The sequence below is a fragment of the Arcobacter suis CECT 7833 genome, assembly GCF_003544815.1.
Taxonomy (GTDB): Bacteria; Campylobacterota; Campylobacteria; order Campylobacterales; family Arcobacteraceae; genus Aliarcobacter; species Aliarcobacter suis.
The window spans coordinates 2,147,794-2,170,333 of record NZ_CP032100.1 but is presented as its reverse complement, the minus strand read 5'-3'; the positions used below and the strand labels follow the sequence as shown (position 1 = coordinate 2,170,333).

Genomic DNA, 22,540 nt, shown 5'->3' with positions numbered 1-22,540 from the left:
TCAAAATGTCAAATATAATAAATAATTTACTTTCGAGTGAAAAAACAACAAATACAAATACAGCAAGTTCAACTTCTGAACAAACAGTAAAAGATAAACCTTCTTTATTTGATTCTTTATTATCAAATAGTTCAGCAGTAAAAGAAGAAAAAATAATCAATGATACAACTACTGTAACTGCTACAGTAAAAGAAGTAAAAATAGATGAAAAGGCTGTTGTAGATAGTTTAGAAGCATCAGAAGAAATAAAATTAGAGAATCTAGAATTGGAGTCAACGAAAGTTGAACCTGAAAAAACAGAAGAACAAAAACAAACTTCAGTAACTTCTTTATTAGATAGATTAATTCTTGAAGCTAAAAAAAATCTAAAAGAAACTACAGCTATTCCTTCAGAAATAAATAAACAAAATGTTACTAAATTAAATAATGGTGAAAATATTACTGGAATAATTCCAGAGGAAGTAAAACAAAATCCTGATATTTCTGTAATAATTGAAGAAAATACTATTACAAATAATTTAGGAACAGAAAATATTTCTGAAATAATTCCAGAAGAAGTAAAACAAAATCCTAATATTTCTATAATAATTGAAGAAAATATTATTACAAATAATTTAGGAACAGAAATTATTCCTGAAGTAATTCCAGAAGAAGTAAAACAAAATCTAAATACATCAGTTCCAGTAATTCCCCAAGATAATCTTACTACACCTGTAATTCCAAAAGAAAATATTGTTACAAGTGATACAGAAGTAAAAAATAAAGAACAAAAAGTAAACTCTACTGATGTCTTGTTGGAGCAATTTGTAGTAAAAACTCAAAATGGTGTAAGTACAGAAGAAGTTGTAAGTAGTGTAATTATTCCTGAAGAAGAATCTGCTAATACAATATTAAACAACAATGGTACGATATTGAATACTGATAATATTTCTAATATTGAAGAAAATTCATTATTACCTGTTGAAACAGTTGAAGAAAATGTAACTAAACAAGAAAGTGTAGTTGTTAAAAAAGAAGAAAAATTATCATTAATGGATCAATTAATTTTAAAGAATAATGAAAAACTAACTATAAACACTATAAATAGTGATATTGATACTCCTTTAAAAGATGTTGTTGCAAAAGATTTTATTTCAAGTATATATTTGGGTTCGCAAAAAAATAAAATAAATAATCAATCATTATTTAATAAAAATGAAGCTATATCTATTTTAAAAGATGGAAATTCAATGCAAGCAATTAAAACCAGTGCTGAAATGTTGGATTTAGGATTGGAAAATATGGATATTGAACAAAATATTGATATTGAAAAAGTTGAAATAAAAAAAACTGATATAGACTCATTGACTAAAAAGAATTTAATTGATAATTTATTTTTAGAAAAAAATGTAAAAAGTCTAGACGTAAAAAATTTAATTACACAATCTATTGAAGCAAGTAGTGCTTTATTAGAAAATAGTTTAAATTTAGCAGAAGATGCAACAGTTAATGTAAATTCCCCATTATCTTATAATATACAATCAAGAATCATAGGTGCAAAACAACAAATGTCAGCGATGATGTCAGATATAGCTAAACAAATGTATGAAAATTATAAGCCTCCAATGACTGCTTTTAGGATAAATTTAAATCCTTTAGAGTTAGGTTCTATTGCAATTTTAATGAAAAATGATAGAAATAGTGGTTTAACAATTAGTATGAATGTTTCAAATAATGTTACATTAGATACTATGATGGAAAATCAAAATATGTTAAAAAATTCATTAAATAAAACATTTGATGAAGGTACTAAATTTAATTTAGATTTTAGTTCTTCAAATCAAAATAGTGATAACCAATCATCAAATAGTAATCAAGGTCAAGGAAATAATAGAAGATTTGAACAACAAATGGATACACAGTCAGTTTTACAATTAAAAGAAGAAAATAGAGATATAGAAGAAAAAAGTATAGACTATATGTAATGGAGGCATTTTTATCTTTACTTAATGAAGAAATCTTATATCAATTTCTTTTACTGCTCGCAAGGATATTGTCGTTTGTTGCATTTATGCCAGTTTTTGGACATGCAGCAATTAGTCCAACTATCCGAATAGCTTTTGCTTTTTATATAACAATTTTTATTTTCCCTTTAGTTGATATAACGTCAAATATAACCCAAGATAATTTTTTAATAAGTTTAATATCTGAAATAACATTAGGACTTGTGGCTTCAATGTTGATTAATATTATATTTTCTTCAGTTAGAATAATTGGTGAATTTGTTGAGTATTCAACTGCTTTATCAATGGCTGCTATGTTTGATCCTTCAACTGGTGGTCAAGAAGGAATTATTGCAAAATTGCTTTTTTGGATTGCTTTAATGTTATTTTTCCAAACAGGAATGTATGAAATGACTTTAGTTATTTTAGTAAAAAGTTTTTCTATGATAAATTTAGGAAGTTTTGATATTTTTTCATACAATGGAGTTCAATTAGCTATTGATGAAATAAAAAGAATGTTCGCATTTGCATTTGCATTTGCATTACCTTTATTTTTTATAGGATTTATTCTTGATGTTTATTATGGATATGGAACAAAATCAATGCCTGCATTTTCTCCATTTGTTGTAACATTCCAATTAAAATTTGCATTAATATTTATTTTCTTAATACTTGGTATGGAAATATTTACAGAAGCATTTACAGAATATTATATTACGAAATTCCAATAATTTAAGGTTTTAATATGGCAGATGATGACAAAACAGAAGACCCCACCGATAAGAAGATTAGTGACGCCAGAGAAGAAGGAAATGTTGCTAAATCAGCAGAAATCTCAGGAGTAGCAATTTTAACATTTGGGACAGCTTATTTACTTTTTTTTTCATCTTATTCTTTACTTGAAATAAAAAAGCTTATGATGTTTTCATATAGCTTTATAGGTCAAGAATTAGATAGTCCATTGTTTTTTGCAATAACTTATCATTTTACAGTTACACTTTTGAAGGCATTAGCTCCTTTGTTTGTAATAATATTATTACTGGTTTTTATTAGTAATTTAGCTCAATTTGGGTTTTTGGCTATTCCTTTAAAATTTGATTTACAGAAATTAGATCCAATAAAAGGAATAAAAAATATTTTTGGATTCAAAAAACTTATCGAGGCTTTAAAATTAACAGCAAAACTGTTGTTAATTATGTTTGTAATGTGTATTATTTTTTCATTAACTTATCAGAAATTTTTAGCAATGATGAATCAAGAAACAACAGCAACAATTGCTACAATGATTGAATTAACAGTTTATTTTATTTCAGCTATTCTTTTTATTCTTTTTATTTTTGCTATAATAGATTTTTATTTTACAAAACATTATTATATTGAATCTTTAAAAATGAGTAAACAAGAGATTAAAGATGAATTTAAAAATATGGAGGGAGATCCTCAAGTAAAAGGGCGTATTAGAAGAATTCAAATGCAGATGGCTCAAAAGCGTATGATGAGTTCCGTTCCTGAGGCTGATGTTGTTATTACAAATCCAACTCATTATGCTGTAGCTTTAAAATATAATAATAAAGTAGATTCTGCTCCCAAAGTTGTAGCAAAAGGGATAGATTTTTTAGCTATTAAAATAAAAGAAATTGCAAAAGATCATAGAATACCAATTATAGAAAATCCTGCACTTGCAAGATCTTTATATGATCAAATAGATGTAGATAGAGAAATACCTAGTGAATTTTATAAAGCAATGGCTGAAATATTTTCATATATTTATGAATTAAAAAGAAAAAGGTAAAAATTGAAAGTATTAATAAGTATATTTTTAATGTTGAACATTTTATATGCTAAAAAAGATTTTTATTATGGTTTTATTGATTCTTCTGGAGTTCAAATATCAGAACAAAGAAAACAATCAATAAATGATGGATTTGATATTTTACAAAATGCAAGAATTCTTGCTAAAGATGGAAAAATAGATGATGCTTATACCCAAGTAAAAGATTTTAAAGAAAAAAATAAACTTAATGTTTTAACTTCCGATAGTATAATTTTATATTCAGAATTGGCTTTAAAAAAACAGTCTAAAAGATTGGTTTTAGAAGCTGCAAATGAGTTGGAAATGGCTATAAATTCTTCAAAAATCAATCAATATGATTTAGCAAAAGCTTATATGATTTTGGTTGAATTAAAACTTGAAGTAAATAAAATAGAAGAAGCCAAATATTTTGCACAAATTATAATAGATAATTTTGATGATGAATTAACTAAAACCTATGGAAAAATTTCCCTTGCAAAAGTTTATAAATATCAAAAAGATTATACAAAAGCAACTAAATATTTATATGAAATATTAACAGTTACGAGTGATAAAAAAGTTGCCACTGTTGTTGCTGATGAATTATTTGATGTATATATTTTAGATGAAAAATATGATAAAGCAAATGAATTAATAACTCAAGTTTTAAAAACTAATATTGATTTTTATGCAAATGATTCATATTTAGCAAATAAAAAAGTTAATCGATTGATAAAAGCTGGTATGCCAGAACATGCTTCTGAAATTTTAAAAGAATTATTAAAAAGAACAACAAAAGAAGATGTAATAGAAGATTTTAAATTTAAATTAGCAAATACTTATATGCTTATGTATGATAGAACTAATTATTATTTAGAAAAAGCAAAAGAGTTGTATAAAGATATTATAAATGATTATCCACAAGGTATTTATTCAAAAAATGCAAAGACATATATGGATGAGATTTTAATGAGACAAGGTTTTTTAAGCCCAGCTGTGGTTGCTTCAAAATATCCAGAAGATGAAGCAATGCAACAAAAAGCACTTTTACAAGAATTAATGAATGACAAAAATGATAAAAAATATGATCTTATTTTAAGAGCTGAAAAAGTTTATAGTAAAGTTTCAAATGAGATAGTAAAAAGATTTGGCTATCAAAGTATTAGTGATATTTATGATGAGATAAATATTGATATAATAAAAGATTATTTAGCTCATGGAAAATGTATTGAATTAAACGATATTTTAAAAAATTCAAGAAATGAAACTTTAGTTAAATTAATTGAAGATGAAGCTATTAAATATGCTTTTTTTGAATGTTTAGTTGAATCTCCATATGAAAGAGCTTATTTACAAATAAAAGATACTTTTATTAAAACAAGAGATGCAAATATTTATTTGTATTTAGAAAAAATGGCTTATAACCTAGGTTTAATGGATGACGCTTTAGATTTCTCAACAAAAGTCGAAATGGTAGATGATCCAAGTGTTTTAGCCAACGAATTTTTATATAGATACCAAATATTAAAACAAAAATCTGAACCTATTGCTATGGAAAGGTTTTTTGCATATACAAATAAAAATCAAGATTTTATAAAAATAAATGAAAATAATCCAATAATAATAGATTTTTATTATGATTATTATTTGGATTTATTAAAAGGAAAAAATAAAACTTTAGCGAATGAGATACTAAACAAGTTATATAATAAACAAAAAGAATTAAAAGCTTTTATATATTCTCCTTTTGTTGAAACAGAATTGGCAAGAATTGCAAAAGAATCAAATAATAATCAAAAATCAATAGATTTATTATTAGAATCTTTACAAAATACTAGAAAAGTTAAACCTAATGATGAGGTAAAAATTTATTATGATATTTTAAATTTATATGATACTATGGGAAATAAAACTAAAAAAAATGAATATATTTCAAAATGTAAAGAAGTAAAAGATAGTGTTGATAGTTTATATAAAAAAATGTGTGATGAGATGTGATGGATATTGAAGATATATTAAATAAAATTGATTCAACAAATCTTTCTATTCCCTTTGGACGAATAAAAAATATTGCAACAACTACTTTAACTGCAACGGGATTAGAAGTAGCGGTTGGAGACATTGTAAAAATAGAATCGGTTCAGCATTTATATACGGTTTTAGGTATGGTTGCATCAATTGATGATAAATCTTTTACAATAGTTCCTTTTTCTTTTATTGATGGATTTAGAATTCAAGATAAGGTTTATATACAAAAAGACGGGCTAACTGTAAAGTGTGGATATGGTTTATTAGGAAGAGTTATTAATGCTTTAGGTGAACCTATTGACAATAAGGGAAAAATTACAGATTTAGAAGAAAATGCGGCAATAAATAAGCTTTCTATGCCAGCCCTTGAGAGAGGGATAATAGATGAAAAATTTGCAACAGGTGTAAAAGCTATTGATTCTATGCTAACAAGTGGAAAAGGTCAAAAAGTTGGTATTTTTGCAGGTTCTGGAGTTGGTAAATCAACACTTATGGGAATGATTGTAAAAGGTTGTGAAGCTCAAATAAAAGTTGTCGCATTGATTGGTGAGAGGGGAAGAGAAATTCCTGAGTTCATCCATTATAATTTAGATAATAATTTAGAAAATACAGTAATTGTTGCAGCAACTTCAGATGAATCTGCACTAATGAGAAAATATGGAGCATTTACTGCTATGGCAATAGCTGAGTTTTTTAGAGATAAAGGACATGATGTTTTATTAATGATGGATTCTGTTACAAGATTTGCAATGGCTCAAAGAGAAATAGGATTAAGTACGGGAGAACCTCCTGTAAGTCGTGGTTATCCCCCTTCAGTGTTTGCGCTACTGCCTCAATTAATGGAGCGAGCTGGAAATAATAAAAAGGGTTCAATTACTGCATTTTTTACAGTTTTAGTTGATGGTGATGATATGAATGATCCAATAGCTGATCAAAGTAGATCTATTCTTGATGGACATATTGTTTTAACAAGAGAGTTAACGGAACAAGGATTTTATCCACCAATAAATTTACTAAAATCAGCTTCAAGGGTTATGGATAAGGTCGTAGATAAAGAGCATTATAATGATTTTTTAAAGTTAAAAAGAGTATTATCATTAATAAAAGAGAATGAAGTGTTGGTTAGAGTTGGCGCTTATAAGACTGGTATGGATCCAGAACTTGACAATGCGATGTCAAAGAAAGAACAAATAAGAGAATTTCTAACCCAAGATACTCAAAAAGTCTTCGGATTTAATGAGATAGTAACAATGTTTAGAAAGGTTTTACAATGATAAATCAAACAGAACAAATGTTTTATAGATTGAGTAATTTAGATACTCTACAACAAAAACTTACTTATCAAACAAGTACAAAAGAAAAACTTCAAGTTGGAAGTGATGATTCTATGTTGTATTCAAGAATTATCTCTGTAGATGATAAAGTAAGAACATATGAAGGTTTAAAAACTCAAATCCAAAAAACTCAAGCTCAAAATAAAGTAGCTGATTCAAGTATGGCAGAAATTAAAAAAATTCTAGATTATATGACAGGGGAATTAGTTAAGGCTAATACAGCAACAACAACAAGAGATGGACTTACAGCGATTGCTACTAGTATTGGTGGACTTAAAGAAAATCTTTATCAATTAGCAAATACTCAAGTTGAAGGTGAGTATATATTTGCTGGTTCAAATTCATCAATAAGACCATTTGAAAAAGATGTAAATGGTAAAATAACTTATCTGGGTGATAGCCAATTAAGAAAAGTTGCTGTAGAAGAAGGATCTTATAGAGACAGAGGAATTAATGGATATGATATGATGATGTATCCATCTTCAACTGCTTTTAAAGGAGAATCTTTTAGTTTCAAAGAAACAGATAGAATTATTGATCAAAATGGTAATGAATGGAAGTTAAATTCTCCAACAAATGATACTTTAACAAAATATGATTTAAATGGAAATGCTACAACAGAAACAATAACGCCTGTAACAAATGATGGTTTGACTCCAGCTACCTTTAGTGGAACTTTACCAAACATAGATGGTACAAAATTTGAGGCAAAAACAAATATTTTTAATTTTATAGATGATACTGTAAATGCATTAAAAAAAGTTGATAGTGCAGGTAATCCAATTTCTGATCAAGATGCTAAAGCTTTAGTTGCTAAATATTCAGGTGAAATGACTAAAGTTTTTGATGCTGTTAATATTGCCCATGCTGACTTAGGTGGAAAAAATAAGATATTTGAAATTTCTTTAGAGAGAGTTTCTTCTAAGTTAACGCAGTATGACATTTTATCTCAAGAATTAGGTTCAGTTGATTTAGCAAAAGTTGCAATAGAAGCAAAAGCTTTAGAGTTAACATATACAGCTCTTTATTCAACAATTAGTAAAACGAATCAATTGTCGTTAGTTAATTTTTTAAATTAACTAACCTAAAAATAAATTAGTAGATGAATATAAAAAAGATATTTTCAAAAGATTTAATAGTTGTTGCACTATTTGTTTCGATACTATTAATCATAATAGTACCATTATCAAAAGAAATCTTAGATTTCTTTTTGGTAATATCTTTATCTATTTCTATACTCATTTTATTAATATCTTTATATATTCAAAAACCCTCAGATTTAACTACATTTCCAACTCTTATTTTGATATTTGCACTTTTTAGGCTTGCTTTAAATATTGCAACAACAAGGTCAATTTTAAGTGAAGGACATAATGGACCTGATGCTGTAAGTTCGATTATTTCAGCCTTTGGACAGTTTGTTGTTGGTGGAAATATGGTTATTGGTATTATTATATTTATTATTTTAGTACTTATTAACTTTATGGTTGTAACAAAGGGTGCTACAAGGGTTGCTGAGGTAACTGCAAGATTTACACTTGATTCAATGCCTGGTAAACAAATGGCTATTGATGCTGATTTAAATGCTGGATTTATTGATGATAAAGAAGCTCAAGAAAGAAGAAGAATCTTAATTTCAGAAGCAAGTTTTTATGGGGCTATGGATGGGTCTTCAAAGTTCGTAAAAGGTGATGCTGTTGCTGGTATTATTATTACAATAGTAAATATAATTGGAGGAATATTAATAGGTCTTTTTCAGCATGATATGAGTATGTCAGAAGCTGGAGAAATTTATACAATTTTAACTATTGGGGATGGGTTAGTATCTCAAATTCCTGCACTTATTTTATCAACTGCAACTGCCATTATTATTACACGATCTAATATGGATGAAGAGAAATTTGCAAGTCAGTCTATTTCTCAATTAGTAAAAGATAGTAAATCATTGATTTTATTAGGAATTGGTCTAGTTTTATTTGGATTTATTCCTGGTTTCCCAACTGGTATTTTAATGGTAATGGGTGCGTTAATGATATTTATCGGTTATGTAATAACTATGATTAATGATAATCAAGATAATGCATTAACAAGATTCTTTAAAACAGAAGTTATTAAACCAAAAGTCGATGATGATATTAATGTTTTAAAAGAAAGAAAGAAAAGTATGTCTGTTGCAGATGAATCTCAAACTATTGAAAATATAATGAAATTAGAAGTTTTAGAATTGAAACTTGGAATTAGATTATTACAATTAGTTCAAGGAAATTCAGAATTACTTGATAAAATCAAAGCAATTAGAAAAACAATTGCAAGTGAATTAGGTTTTGTAATACCACAAATAAGAATTTCAGATGATGCAAATTTAAATCCAAATGAGTATCAATTGTATTTAAAAAGAATTCCCCTTGTAAAAGGAAAAGTTGAAGTTGATAAACTTCTTGCAATGGGTGGATTAGCAAATGAGAAATTAGTAGGTTTAAAGGTGAAAGAACCAGTGTTTAATCTTGATGCAACTTGGATTGCAACAGATTTAAAAGAAGAAGCTTTAATGAAAGGATTTACAGTTGTAGATGCTCCAACAATTATTTCTACACATATCTCTGAGATTATTAAAAAACATGCAGAAGATATTATTACAAGACAAGATATTGTAGATATTATTGATAGGCTTAAAAAAGATTTCCCTATTGTAATTGATGAAGCTATGAAAGTTACTTCTTATGGTTCATTATTAAAAGTTTGTAAAGATTTATTACACGAAAAAATTCCAATTATTGATATGTTAACTATTATTGAAGCAGTAGCTGATATAGCAGAGTTTACAAAAGCACCTGAAATTTTACTTGAACATGTAAGAGCAAAACTTTATAGACTTATTACTCAAAAATATAAAGATACAGATGGAGTTTTACATATTATTACGATAAAACCTGAGCTTGAACAACAATTTATTGGAAAACTTCAAGAACATCATGGGGTTTCTCAACTAATGATTTCAATAGCGGAAATTAATAATCTTGTTACAAAAACAAAAAAACTTTTAGATGATATTGAAGCTAAAGGTTTTTCAAAAATTACAATGGTTGTAGATCCAGTTTTAAGAAAAAGAATATCAGAAATTTATGAAAAATTTGGTCTACAAGTTTCTGTTTTATCCCATGCAGAATTAGACTCAAAAGCAAATTTTGCAATTGAGGGAACTTTAGAGTTCTAAAGAAAGAATCTCAGCATTTGCTAGAAAAATAGTCTTTAAAACTATAAAATTAAATTAAAAAAATATAAAACATTTTTAAGGTTGGTAAAAATTGAATTCAAATAATAAGGTTGCTTGTCCCCTTGATTGTTATGATACTTGTCAAGCAGAATTAATAGAAGATAATATTAAAGGTTCTAAAGAAAATATTGTAACAAATGGAAAACTTTGCGTAAATTTTGCAAATCTTTTAAAAAAAGAAAATATTCCAAATGCTTTTTTTGAAGAAAAAATTGTTTCATTAGAAGAATCTTTAAATATTTTAGTAGATAAATTAAAATCAACAACTCCTTCAAAAACTTTGTATTATAAAGGAAGTGGTAATTTAGGAGTTATGCAAAACTCAACTAAAAACTTTTTTACTTCTTATGGTTCAACTTTAACAAAAGGAAGTTTATGTGATGGTGGCGGTGGAGCTGGAATTGAAGCTGGACGAAAAAATGTAATTAATCCACCATTAGAAAAGCTTTTAAATGCAGATATTGTAATTGTTTGGGGAAGAAATTTAACTGTTACTTCATCACATTTATATAATTTGATAAAAGATAAAACTTTTGTAACAATTGATCCAATAAAAACAGATATTGCAAAAAAATCAAAAATTCATATGCAAATAAATCCCAAAACAGATCATGAATTAGCTTTATTATTTACAAGATTTGCCCATATGCAAGATTTAGAAGATAGAGAATTTATAGATGAATTTGGAAATGGAGCAGATTGGTTTTTTGATATATCAAGAAATAAACCAGTTGTTTCTTATGAAGCGACAACAGGAGTATCACTTTCTTTAGTAAATGAGTTTTTTGATTTAATTGAAAATAAAAGTGTTGCAATTTTAGTTGGACTTGGTGTTCAGAAATATTTTGAAGGTGCTCAAATAATGAGATGCATTGACTCTTTTGCTGCATTTATGGGTTATCACAAAAAAGAAGCGGGTGGAGTTTGGTATTTAAGTGATTCTGCTTTTGGATATAAAAAACAGTTTGAAGAAAAAGGGACAAATGAAAAAATTTCAATTCCAAAAGTAGATTTTGGTTTATATGATTTAGTATTTATTCAAGGTGCAAATCCAGGAGTTTCAGCCCCAAATACAAAAAAAGTAATTGAAGGTTTAAAAAAATCTTTTGTAGTTTATTTTGGAACAACTTTAAATGAAACTTGTGAATATGCTGATTTAATAATTCCATCAACTTCATTTTTAAGTAAAAAAGATGTGCGATTATCTTATGGACATGAATTTAAAGCAATTTCAAATATTGTAAAACCTAAAAATGAAAATAGCATCAGTGAATATGATTTAGCAAATTATTTATTGGAACAATTTAACTTTGAAAAACTCAAAGATGAAGATGAAGTAATTTCATATTATGAAAATCACAAACCCCAAAAAGAAGAGTTAGAAACTTTTGAATTTATAGAAGATTTAGATATTGAACCACTTTATAAAGAAAAAACTTCAGATAATTTTTATTTAATAACTGCAAAAAATAAAAACTCATTAAATTCTCAGTTTGCTTCTGATGACTTTGTTTATCTTAATTCAAGTGCAAATTTTAAAGATGGTGATAGTGTAAATATATCTTCAAAATATGGAAATGCACAGTTTATTGTAAAAATTAATGATGATATAAAAAGCACTTGTGCTTTCTTTTTTTCTGGAAACAAAAAAGTAAATTATTTAACTCCTAATGAAGAAGATGAAAGTTCAAACTCTGCTATGTATCAAGAAGTGTTGGTAGAAATTGAATTATCGTAAATTATTTCGTGAACATAAAATTATAAGAGATTTATCTCTTGTACAGTTTATCTCTTATTTTGGAGCTTGGTTTTCAAATGTAGCTATTTATACAATGCTTGTTAATTTTGGCTCAACTGAAATGGCTATATCAGTTGTAACTGCAATGCATTTTTTACCTGCAATTTTAATTGCTCCATTTTCAGGAGCGATTATTGATAGAGTAAAAATAAAACCTTTAATGATAGGTTTGATTTTTACAGAATTATTGATGACCTTGTTATTTTTAACTATAGATGATAAAAGTGAACTTTGGCTTTTGATGATTTTTATTTTTATTAGAATGAGTGCTGCATCTATGTTTTTTTCAACAGAAATGTCACTTCTAGCAAAACTTTTAAATGGTAAACCATTACAAATGGCAAATGAAATACATTCTATTATTTGGTCATTTACTTATGCTTTTGGAATGGCTATTAGTGGTTTTATTGTAAATTCATACGGAGTTAAAACAGCTTTTATAATAGATGCTTTTATATTTTTATCAGCATTAATTATATTTATAAATATAAATTTTGTAGTAAAGCCAAGTGTTACAAGTGATAAAATTTTTCAACTTATAAAAGATGGATTTATTTATATCAAAGATAATAAGATTATTTTACACCTAATAATTTTACATTCATGTGTAGGGCTTACTTCTTTTGATGCTTTGATAACTATTTTGGCAAAAAATGAGTATAAATATATTATTTCTGTTCCCTTAGCTATTGGGATTTCAAATGCGACTCGTGCAGTTGCTTTGATGTTTGGACCTATGCTTATCTCAAAATATGTTACAAAAGAGAACTTACACTATTTAATGATTTTTCAAGGCTTAGCTGTAATTTTGTGGGGATTTGTTCAAAATGATTTTTATATTTCTTTAATTGCTTTATTTATTGTAGGACTTAGTACCACGACTTTATGGTCATTTACTTATGCTTTATTACAAAATAAATGTGATGAAAAATATATAGGAAGAGTTATTTCATACAACGATATGTTTTTTATGCTTTCATGTGTGCTTACGACTTTATTTATAGGATTAATGGCAAGTTTAACTTCTGTTGATATAATTACTATTCTTTTAGGAATTGCTTTTTTTGTTTTTGCTTTTTATTACACAAGGATTTTAAAATGGATATAAATGAAAAAGTTTTGTTACTTGCAATATTAAAAAAAGAATCAAATGAGTCTTTAAATGATGTTGTTTTGAAGCTAGAAAATACAAGATTATTTTCTTTAAAAGAGGGTAAAAGATTGTTGAAAAAGCTTAAAAGTGAACAATTTGTAAGTGATTCATTTTTAACTTTAAAAGGTGATGCAATAGCAAAAAATATTGAGCAAGAATTTAAAATATAAAAAAGGGAAATAGATGATTTTAGATTATAAAGATATAAACGATTTAAACAGATATAAAATTATGTCAGGAACAGTAATTCCCCGACCAATTGCATGGATTGTAACAGATGATAATGGTGTTTTAAATGCAGCTCCCTTTTCATATTTTATTCCAATCTCTTCAAATCCAGCATTGTTACTTGTATCAATTGGACAAAAAGATGATGGAAGCCCAAAAGATTCATTGGCAAATATCTTAAAAACTAAAAAAGCAACTATTTGTTTTGTAAATAAAGACAATGTTGATCAAGTGCAAAAATGTGCAATGCAATTGGGAAAAAATGAAAGTGAAATTGAAAAGTTTGAGATTGAAGTAAAAGAAGTTATGAAAGGTTTTCCTCCAATGATTGCTTCTTCCCAAAGTGCGATGTTTTGTGAATATTATGATACTTATAAAATTTCGGGAGATATTACACCTATAATTTTAGAGTTAAAATATCAGTTTATTGAAGATGATAGAATTAATGAAAGAAATCATGTAAATGTGGAAAATATCGGAAGATGTGGAGTGAATTTTAAAGCTTTAGTTGATTTATAATTAAAAGGTTTTTTGCCTTTTAATTATGTTTTTTTTAATTTTTTATACCGCTGTATTTCCGCAATGCCCACATTTTTTTGCAGCTACTGGAATTTCCATAGCACAATCACCACAAACTTTTGTTTTAGCAACTACAACTTCCTCTTTTTTTAGTTTATTATATGATTTTATAAACATAAACATAACAAATCCTAAAATTGTAAATGAAATAGCATCATTTGCAAAAACTCCAAGTTTAATAGCAGGAGCTCCAACTTTTTCTAAATCAGCTAAAGTTGCATAAGAGTTTCCATCTAAAGATATAAATAATTGAGAAAAATCAACTCTTCCAAGTAATAATCCAATTGGCGGCATAATTATATTTTCAACTAAAGACTTAATCAAAGTTGCAAATGCAGCTCCAAAAATAAACCCAACAGCCAAATCAACAACATTTCCTTTTATAAGAAAATTTCTAAATTCTTTTAACATATTAATCTCCAATAATTTTCTGAAATTATAATCAAAATATCTTTATGGATAATAAAATAATGGATTTATATATTAAAAATATGATAATAATTCTATATTTAATTTGTAACCAAATTGTAAGAAAAGAGAGATATATTGCAGAAAATTTAAAAAGGTACAAAATGAATAATTTAAAACTACAAAATAAGATATTTTTAATATTGTTACTTCCTATTATTGCAATATTAATTTTATCTTTTAATTCAATTCTTGATAAATATCAAAAAAATCTTGAAATGAATGAGAGTTTGCAATATCTTTATTTTTTAGAAAATGTTTCATCTTTAATACACGATTTACAAAAAGAAAGAAATATTTCAACTCTTTTTTTAGAAAGTTATGGGAAAGAGTTTAATGATGAATTTAAAAATCAAATAAACAAAAGTGATGAATCAATAAATAAACTGAATGAATTTTTGAAGAATTACTCTTTTTTCAAAGATGAAGAGGCAAAAAAAAGAGTTTCTAATTTTGAAAAAAATATAAAACAAATTCACGAAACAAGACAAAAAAATATAGATTTACAAATTAGTAAACAAGATTTAGAGAAAAATTATACTTTTGAAATAGATAATTTAACTTATTTTATTGGAGAATTACTTAGTTATTCAAATATTGGGAACTTATCAAAATATTCACAATCGTATATTGCCTTTAACCAATTAATAGAAAAATCATTTAATGAACAAGAATATCTTAGAAATATTTTAAATTTGGGAAATATTACAGGAGATGATTTTAATAGTTTTATAAATTCTGTTTCAAAACAAAATTTGTATTTAGAAATTATTAAAGACAATATTTTTGTACAAAATCTAGAAAATCTAAAAGAGATATATTCATCAAAAGATTTTCAACAAATAGATAATATAAGAAAAGTAATATTTTTAAAAAGCCAAAAAAATGACTTTATGTTAAAAATAAAAGAACTAAGTGGTTATGGTGGTTTGATACATCTTTACAAAGATTATTTAGAAACAAAAGATGAAAATCTAGTAAATAAGATACAAGCAAAACACTCAGCACTTTTAAAAGTAATAAAATATTATGAAAAATTTGAAGGAACAAGTAGTGAAGAAAAAGAGCTGTTAAAACAAATAAGAGATACTTTTGATTTAATTATCTCAAATACAAGTGAGATTTCTTTATCTGAAAACAAAAATTTAGCAAATCAAGAAAAAATTGATAATAAAAAAGCCATAAATGCAATAGATAAATTATCAAATAGTATTTATGGAGTAGATTTTAACTGGAAAGAAAATTCATTTAATAAATTAAATCTTCTTATTGATTCTGAAAAAAATCTATTTGATAACTTAATTTCATATGTAAATGATGAAATATGGAATTTTAGAAATCAAATAATGTATGAATTACTTTTTATAACAATTTTAATTCTAGCAACAATTTTTAGTATGATTTTGATGACAAAAAGAATAGTTTTATCAATGAAACAATTCCAAATAAATCTAAATGAGTTTTTGGCATATTCAATGAAAGAAAAAGATGATGTAACTTTACATGATATTTCTGGAAATGATGAATTTGCCATAATGACAAGGGGAATGAATGAACAAATCAAAAAAATCGAACAAATCCAAGAACAAGATAAAAAAGTTGTTTTAGAAATTTCTGATGTTATGGAAAAAGTTAATAATGGATTTTTTGAATATACAATAAAACAAAAAGCTGTAACAAAAGATATTGAAGACTTAAGATATATTATAAACAAAATGCTAAATAGAACGAAGTTAAAAATTGACAATATAAATCTTTTATTAAATAGTTATACCCAATCAAATTATCTGTTTAAACTTGATGAAGTACAGAAAAAAGGAATGTATGGAGATTTTGGAACTTTATGTACTTCAACTTTACTTTTAGGGCATTCATCTTCTGAGTTAATTGCAATGATTACAAATGCAGGAATAGAACTTGAAAATAACACAAATATTTTAACGATTTCTTCAAATGAATTAGCCCTTTCTTCAACGCAACAAGCAAGTTCACTTGAACAAAGTTCAGCTGCTTTGGAGCAAATAACATCAAATATTAAAAACAATAATGAAAATATGAATCGTATGATGAATATTGCAAATGAAGTAAATGAAGCTTCAAATGTTGGAAGTAAATTTGCTTTACAAACTTCAAATTCAATGGATGAAATAAATGAAAAAGTTAAAGCAATAAATGAAGCAATTTCAATAATTGACCAAATTGCATTTCAAACAAATATTCTAAGTCTTAATGCAGCTGTTGAAGCAGCAACTGCTGGTGAAGCAGGGAAAGGATTTGCAGTAGTTGCAGCTGAAGTGCGAAACCTAGCAAACAGAAGTGCAGAAGCAGCACGTGAAATAAAAGGTTTAGTTGAAAGTGCAAGTGTAAAATCAAATGAAGGAAAAGAAATAGCTCAAGATATGATAAATGGTTATGAAAGTTTAACTTCAAAAATCACCCAAACAAAAGATATTATACAAAGTGTTACTCAATTTAGTAAAGAGCAAGAAATAGGAATAGTTCAGATAAATGAAACTATCTCAAGATTAGATTCTGCAACTCAAAAAAATGCTTCAACGGCTTCAAATATTGATACTTTATCAAAAGAAGTTTCTAAACTATCAAGTAGATTATTACAAATTACAGCCCAAGCAAAAATAGATAAAAAGTATTATGAAATGGTTGAAAATATTGATTTAATGAAAGAAGTTTCAAAATATAAAAATGATCATATAAGTTTTAAAAAGAGATATTTTTCTACATTAGATTCCTTTGAAAATTGTACGGTTGTGGATTGTAAATCTTGTGATATGGGAAAATGGATTACTCTTTGTGAACATGAAAATAGAGATTTTACAAAAGTAAAAGAGTGGGAAATCCTAAAACAAAACCATGAAGATGTTCATCATAAAGTTCAAGTTTATATGGATAATAGTGCTAAAAGAGTAGAAAATAAAATTTTAAGAGAAACATCAGCACAAATTGAAGATTCAACAATAAAAGTTTTTGATAGTTTAAATGATGTTTTATATATCGATTCTCAAAAAATTAAAAGTAATTTATAGAGCTTGTATATAAATGTATATAGTTTTATATAACTCTATATATTTAGTATTGATTGCAAAACAAAGCTAAAAGCTTTGTTTTATTGAACATACTGATGAAGTTTTGAACATTGTCCTAAATAAGTATCCATTCCACACATATCATTCATAATATCTAAGAAACTATGAGCGTGAGCGTTATAAACATATACAAAGATTTCATCACCTTTTTTTAGAAAGTTGTGTTTACCAAACTCTGTATATGCAGTTGCACCCGCTGCGATTAAAACACCTTTTGCATTTTTTGCATCAAACATAAACTGAGTTAATTCTTCTAAAGGTCCACAATCTTCTTGAGTATTTAATTTATTTATCATCCAATCTTTTAATTGATGAAAAAAGTAACTATATGATTTTACAGCACTTGTAGTTCCATAGTCATATACAATTCCATCTCTTTTGATAAATGAAGAGATATGATATTTACTTAAAATACCTTTTTCAGTGAAATTATCAATCTCAATAATATCTTGAGAGATACCTTTTGTATTTGTTCCCCAGTTTTTTTTAGTGCTAAGTTTTTCACCATTATTTACTCGAATAGAACAGTCATTAAAGGCTGAAAAATATTTTGGAATAATATCAACAACTTTTCCATCTTTGTATTCAAAATCACAAATTAAAGCAACTTCCGCTTCAACTTGAAGATTTTCTTTTTCTCTTCCATGTGTTAAAATTATTTCATCACAAATAGGATAAGTTCCTAAAAAGCTATTATGACCTTTTATATAAAAAGGAAACATACCTTTTGGTGCATCTTTTTCTTCGGTTTTGATTACTGAGAATTCGTCTGCTTCACCAGCTTCTCCTAGGTGATTAGCAAAATTCCCAGCAACTGCAAATCCCAAATAATCTTTTAAATCATCTAATAACATTTTATTATTTTCCTGTGTATTATATTATTGTTTGAAGAATAACATTTATTGTATTTTCTTAAAGTCAAAAATTGAATATAGTTTATTAGTATAAGAATTATTTTAGGTAAGAATATTATATAAAGTTATAAATAAAGGAAATAATTACAAAAGGCAAAAGCCTTTTGCGATTATTTTAAATTAAATTGTTCTCCATTTAGCAGGACCAGTAGTGTGAATTGAAACACCTTCTGTATCAACAGCTACAGTAACTGGCATATCTTTTACTTCAAATTCATAGATAGCTTCCATACCAATTTCTTCAAAAGCTAAAACTTTTGCAGATTTAATTGATTGAGAAATTAAATATGCTGCACCTCCTGTTGCAATTAAATAAATAGACTTATACTCTTTAATTAAATCAATTGTTGGTTGTTTTCTTTCAGCTTTTCCAATCATTCCCATGATTCCAATTTCCATCATGTCTTTTGTAAATTTATCCATTCTTGTAGATGTAGTTGGTCCCGCAGGTCCTACTGCTTCATCTCTTACTGGATCAACAGGTCCTACGTAGTAGATGAATCTGTCTTTTAAATCAACACCATTTGGAAGTGGTTTACCAGCATTTTTGTACTCAACAATTTTTTTGTGAGCAGCATCTCTTGCTGTTAAAATTTTTCCTGAAAGTAATAATGTATCTCCTGATTTAAATTGAGATAAGTTTTCTTTTGTTAAATCTGCAATATTTACTCTTTTAATTGTATCCATTGGTAATTCAATATCTGGCCAAATATCTAATGAAGGTACATTAAATATAGCTGGTCCATTTCCACCTTTTAATTTAAAGTGAATATGTCTTGTAGCTGCACAGTTAGGAATCATAGCAACAGGAAGTGAAGCAGCATGACATGGATAATCTAAAATTTTAACATCTAAAACTGTAGTTAATCCACCAAGACCTTGAGCTCCAATACCAACTTTGTTAATATCTTCATATAATTTTAATCTTAATTCTTCTAAAGCATTTTGAGGACCTCTTGCTTGTAGTTCATGAATATCAACATGACCCATTAAAGACTCTTTTGCTAAAAGCATAGCTTTTTCTGGATTTCCACCAATACCAATACCTAAAATTCCAGGAGGACACCAACCAGCACCCATTTCTCTAACATTTGCCATAACCCAGTCATAAACTGAATCACTAGGATTTAATACTGCAAATTTCGATTTGTTTTCACTTCCACCACCTTTTGCAGCAACTGTAATATCTAATTCATCAGAATTATCAACAGTAACATGAATAACAGCAGGAGTATTATCTTTTGTATTTGTTCTTTTTCCAGCAGGATCTGAAACAACAGAATATCTTAAAGTATTATCTGGATTAGTATAACCTTTTGCAACACCAGCATTTAATACATCAACTAATTCTCTTGTTAATTCAAGTTTAGCATTTAATCCAACTCTTATGAAAATGTTAACACTTCCAGTATCTTGACATAAAGGTCTGTGACCCATAGCACACATTTTAGAGTTTATTAAAATTTGTCCAATTGCATTTTTAGCAGCTTCTGATTTTTCAACTTCATATGCTTCAACCATACCTTTTACAAAATCTTCTGGGTGAAAATATGAAATATACTGACAGGCATCAGCAATACTATCTATAATATCTTGTTCTTTTATTACTTTCATTTTTTTCCTTTTTACTTTAGAAATTGAATTATTATACCAATGCACAGATGAAAGAAATCTTTTTTTATTAAATAAAAGAGATTTTATTCAATATTAGTGTGAACTTTTCTCATTTAAAAAAAGTTTAAATTTTGACAGAATAACTTAAGACCATTTGGTCTTAAGTTAAAAGGATTAAGAGAAGAATCTTTGTTCTACTATATCTTGTAATTTAGTTCCAGAGAATTTTGCTCTTTGTACTAATTCCCAGAAATATCTGTAAGTTGCTCTATCGTGTAACTCACCATCATATTGAATTGGTCCCCACTCAGCATCTTGAGCAGCAATTAGGATATTTTGTGCATCTTCAAGTTCTGTAAAGTCTGGTTTCATTGCATCAACAATAGCTTGTACTTGTGTTGGATAAATTGACCACATTCTTAAGAATCCGAACTCATTTCTTGCTTTTTCAGCATCTTTGTAAGTTTGGTATGGGTTTTTTAAATCTAAAGTAACATTGTGTGCAGGAATAATGTGATTAGAAAGTGCAGCTTGAACAACTTTAGCTTTAGCAGCAGCAATTAATCTATGATCAAATTGACCTGGACTTCTCATACAAGAAGCAGGAATTGCACCTTGGTAACCAGAAACGAAGTCCATTAATCCAAAGTCTAATACTTGTACCCATGGTAATGTTGCAGTTTTTTCAACATCTCTTAATGCTCCATGAGTTTCTATTAAAACGTGAATTGGAATTTCTCTACTAATTCCAGCTTTTTTAGCTACTTCTTGAATATATTCAACTTGAGTTTTTGCATCTTCATAAGAAGTTGATTTTGGAATTGTAATATATGCTAATTTCTCACCTGCTCCTGGTACTAAAATATCAATATCTTGTCTCCAATCTGGATGGTCAAAATCGTGAATTCTAGTTCCTGCCATTCCATAAGGATTTGCATCAGAATTTACAACTCTTACGATCATTTCAGCATGTGCTACTTCTTTACCAGTTTCAGCTCCATCTTCACAGTCACAAGTAATATCAAAAACAGGTCCTGATTTTTTTTGCATCTCAAAACCTTTTAAGATTAGCTTTTCGCTACCTGCAAAATGCTCGCAAGATGGGATGATTGGTAAGTTGTCTCCAGAACCAAATAGTGCTTCGCTTGGGTGTGTCATGTTTTTTCCTTTTTGTTAAATTAAATTTTTTCTATTATTTTTTTTCAGTTTTTTTCTTTGGAATTACAACAGTGTAATCCAAATCAAGAACAACATTTGGTAAATATTTACCATCTTCACCTTTTGGATTTTCAATCTCTTTTGCAGTTTGGTTTTTAATTCCAACTGTTCTAAGTCTTAATAATCCAATATCTTCTCTATTAACTTCAATTGTTTCAATAATTTCAGTATAAGCATAGATTGTATCACCTGCATAAGTAGGGTTTGCATGAGCTCCACTATTTATTGCATAAATCCATTGGGCATTTTGTAATCCATTAAAAGAAATAGCTCTAGCCATTGAAATAATGATTCCACCGTACATAAGTCTTTGACCCATAGGTGTAGATTTCATCATGTGGTCATTAAAATGTACTTTTGCATTGTTTTGATATAACTTTGTTGCTAATGTATGGTCACTATTATCAATAGTAATACCCTCTGGGTGATTTAATCTCTCCCCTTGTACATAATCTTCAAAGAAATATTTTCCACCACTAGCATCTGTATCTACTGTTTTAATAGTTGGAATATTTATAACATCAGCTATTGGTGTAGTTTTTGCAAAAGTTGGAACTTCATTAATTCCAGATAATGTAGTTTGGTCTTTTTTGTGAACCATAACCCATCTTTTGAAATTTAAAACTTCTTCACAATTTTGATTAACCCCAATAGAGTGAACATAAACAACTCCACTTTTTCCATTTGAATTCTCTTTTAGTCCAATAACTGTTGATGTCATACTTACTGTATCACCAACATAAACTGAATTAGGGAAAGAAATTTCAGCGTATCCTAAATTTGCAATTGCATTTAAAGATACATCTTGAACAGATTTTCCAAATGTTAAATGGAACATTAAAACATCATCAATTGGTTTTTTATCGTAACCCATCTCTTTTGCCACTGTATCAGAAGAGTGCAGAGCAAATCTTGAACCAGTGAAAGCAATGTATAAAGATACATCACCATCACTTATTGTTCTAGGAAGTGGATGAACGATTTTTTGACCGATTGAAAAATCTTCAAAAAAATTACCCATATTAATTTTAGTGCTTATTTTAGACAAATTTAC

17 protein-coding genes are annotated in these 22,540 nt (G+C 27.2%); 12 read left to right on the top strand and 5 right to left on the bottom strand.

Annotated elements, in window-relative coordinates:
- The first annotated feature begins 5 nt into the window (after positions 1-5).
- From ASUIS_RS11130 to ASUIS_RS11080, 11 genes are all read left to right on the top strand, one after another.
- Positions 6-1,964 (top strand): flagellar hook-length control protein FliK, encoded by a 1,959-nt coding sequence (locus ASUIS_RS11130; RefSeq protein ID WP_118887171.1) that lies wholly within the window; start codon positions 6-8, stop codon positions 1,962-1,964.
- Positions 1,964-2,713 carry a flagellar biosynthetic protein FliR gene (locus ASUIS_RS11125; RefSeq protein WP_118887170.1) on the top strand — a complete coding sequence of 250 codons (750 nt, stop codon included), beginning with the start codon at positions 1,964-1,966 and terminating at the stop codon, positions 2,711-2,713. Before ASUIS_RS11130 ends, ASUIS_RS11125 begins: the two co-directional genes overlap by 1 nt.
- A gap of 14 nt (positions 2,714-2,727) precedes the next feature.
- Positions 2,728-3,774: a flagellar biosynthesis protein FlhB gene (flhB, locus tag ASUIS_RS11120; protein ID WP_118887169.1), complete on the top strand. Its 1,047-nt coding sequence runs from the start codon at positions 2,728-2,730 to the stop codon at positions 3,772-3,774.
- A 30-nt stretch (positions 3,775-3,804) separates the two neighbouring features.
- Positions 3,805-5,772, top strand: a complete 1,968-nt coding sequence (locus ASUIS_RS11115; protein WP_118887691.1) for a tetratricopeptide repeat protein — start codon at positions 3,805-3,807, stop codon at positions 5,770-5,772.
- Entirely contained in the window at positions 5,772-7,076 is a 1,305-nt protein-coding gene (gene fliI / locus ASUIS_RS11110; protein WP_192894456.1) for a flagellar protein export ATPase FliI, read from the top strand. The genes ASUIS_RS11115 and fliI overlap by 1 nt, the downstream gene beginning before the upstream one ends.
- The gene (flgL, locus tag ASUIS_RS11105; RefSeq protein WP_118887167.1) at positions 7,073-8,215 is read left to right on the top strand and encodes a flagellar hook-associated protein FlgL; all 1,143 of its coding nucleotides are present in this window, start codon (positions 7,073-7,075) and stop codon (positions 8,213-8,215) included. The genes fliI and flgL overlap by 4 nt, the downstream gene beginning before the upstream one ends.
- Positions 8,216-8,238: 23 nt before the next feature.
- Entirely contained in the window at positions 8,239-10,350 is a 2,112-nt protein-coding gene (gene flhA / locus ASUIS_RS11100; RefSeq protein WP_118887166.1) for a flagellar biosynthesis protein FlhA, read from the top strand.
- 91 nt (positions 10,351-10,441) lie between these two features.
- A complete protein-coding gene (locus tag ASUIS_RS11095) occupies positions 10,442-12,148 on the top strand; it encodes a molybdopterin-dependent oxidoreductase (RefSeq protein ID WP_118887165.1) in 1,707 nt (568 codons plus the stop codon).
- Positions 12,135-13,316, top strand: coding sequence for an MFS transporter (locus tag ASUIS_RS11090; protein ID WP_118887164.1), 1,182 nt, complete (start codon positions 12,135-12,137; stop codon positions 13,314-13,316). Before ASUIS_RS11095 ends, ASUIS_RS11090 begins: the two co-directional genes overlap by 14 nt.
- Positions 13,307-13,531 carry a hypothetical protein gene (locus ASUIS_RS11085; protein ID WP_118887163.1) on the top strand — a complete coding sequence of 75 codons (225 nt, stop codon included), beginning with the start codon at positions 13,307-13,309 and terminating at the stop codon, positions 13,529-13,531. The genes ASUIS_RS11090 and ASUIS_RS11085 overlap by 10 nt, the downstream gene beginning before the upstream one ends.
- A gap of 13 nt (positions 13,532-13,544) precedes the next feature.
- Entirely contained in the window at positions 13,545-14,108 is a 564-nt protein-coding gene (locus ASUIS_RS11080; RefSeq protein ID WP_118887162.1) for a flavin reductase family protein, read from the top strand.
- A 42-nt stretch (positions 14,109-14,150) separates the two neighbouring features.
- Here ASUIS_RS11080 and mscL read toward each other — a convergent pair whose 3' ends face one another.
- Complete coding sequence (gene mscL / locus ASUIS_RS11075; RefSeq protein ID WP_118887161.1) at positions 14,151-14,579, bottom strand: large conductance mechanosensitive channel protein MscL; 429 nt, start codon at positions 14,577-14,579, stop codon at positions 14,151-14,153.
- A 161-nt stretch (positions 14,580-14,740) separates the two neighbouring features.
- On the opposite strand from mscL, the gene ASUIS_RS11070 reads away from it, so the two are divergent.
- Entirely contained in the window at positions 14,741-17,680 is a 2,940-nt protein-coding gene (locus ASUIS_RS11070) for a methyl-accepting chemotaxis protein (RefSeq protein ID WP_118887690.1), read from the top strand.
- An 80-nt stretch (positions 17,681-17,760) separates the two neighbouring features.
- On the opposite strand, the gene ASUIS_RS11065 is transcribed toward ASUIS_RS11070, so the two are convergent.
- The 4 genes from ASUIS_RS11065 to ASUIS_RS11050 all read right to left on the bottom strand — a co-directional run bounded on the left by ASUIS_RS11065 (position 17,761) and on the right by ASUIS_RS11050 (position 22,534).
- The gene (locus ASUIS_RS11065) at positions 17,761-18,594 is read right to left on the bottom strand and encodes a DUF5718 family protein (RefSeq protein WP_118887160.1); all 834 of its coding nucleotides are present in this window, start codon (positions 18,592-18,594) and stop codon (positions 17,761-17,763) included.
- Between the two features lie 180 nt (positions 18,595-18,774).
- Positions 18,775-20,268: a fumarate hydratase gene (locus ASUIS_RS11060; RefSeq protein WP_118887159.1), complete on the bottom strand. Its 1,494-nt coding sequence runs from the start codon at positions 20,266-20,268 to the stop codon at positions 18,775-18,777.
- A gap of 174 nt (positions 20,269-20,442) precedes the next feature.
- Positions 20,443-21,426, bottom strand: a complete 984-nt coding sequence (locus ASUIS_RS11055) for an HpcH/HpaI aldolase/citrate lyase family protein (protein WP_118887158.1) — start codon at positions 21,424-21,426, stop codon at positions 20,443-20,445.
- Positions 21,427-21,460: 34 nt separating this feature from the next.
- Positions 21,461-22,534 carry a MaoC family dehydratase gene (locus ASUIS_RS11050; protein WP_226799909.1) on the bottom strand — a complete coding sequence of 358 codons (1,074 nt, stop codon included), beginning with the start codon at positions 22,532-22,534 and terminating at the stop codon, positions 21,461-21,463.
- Between the last annotated feature and the right edge of the window lie 6 nt (positions 22,535-22,540).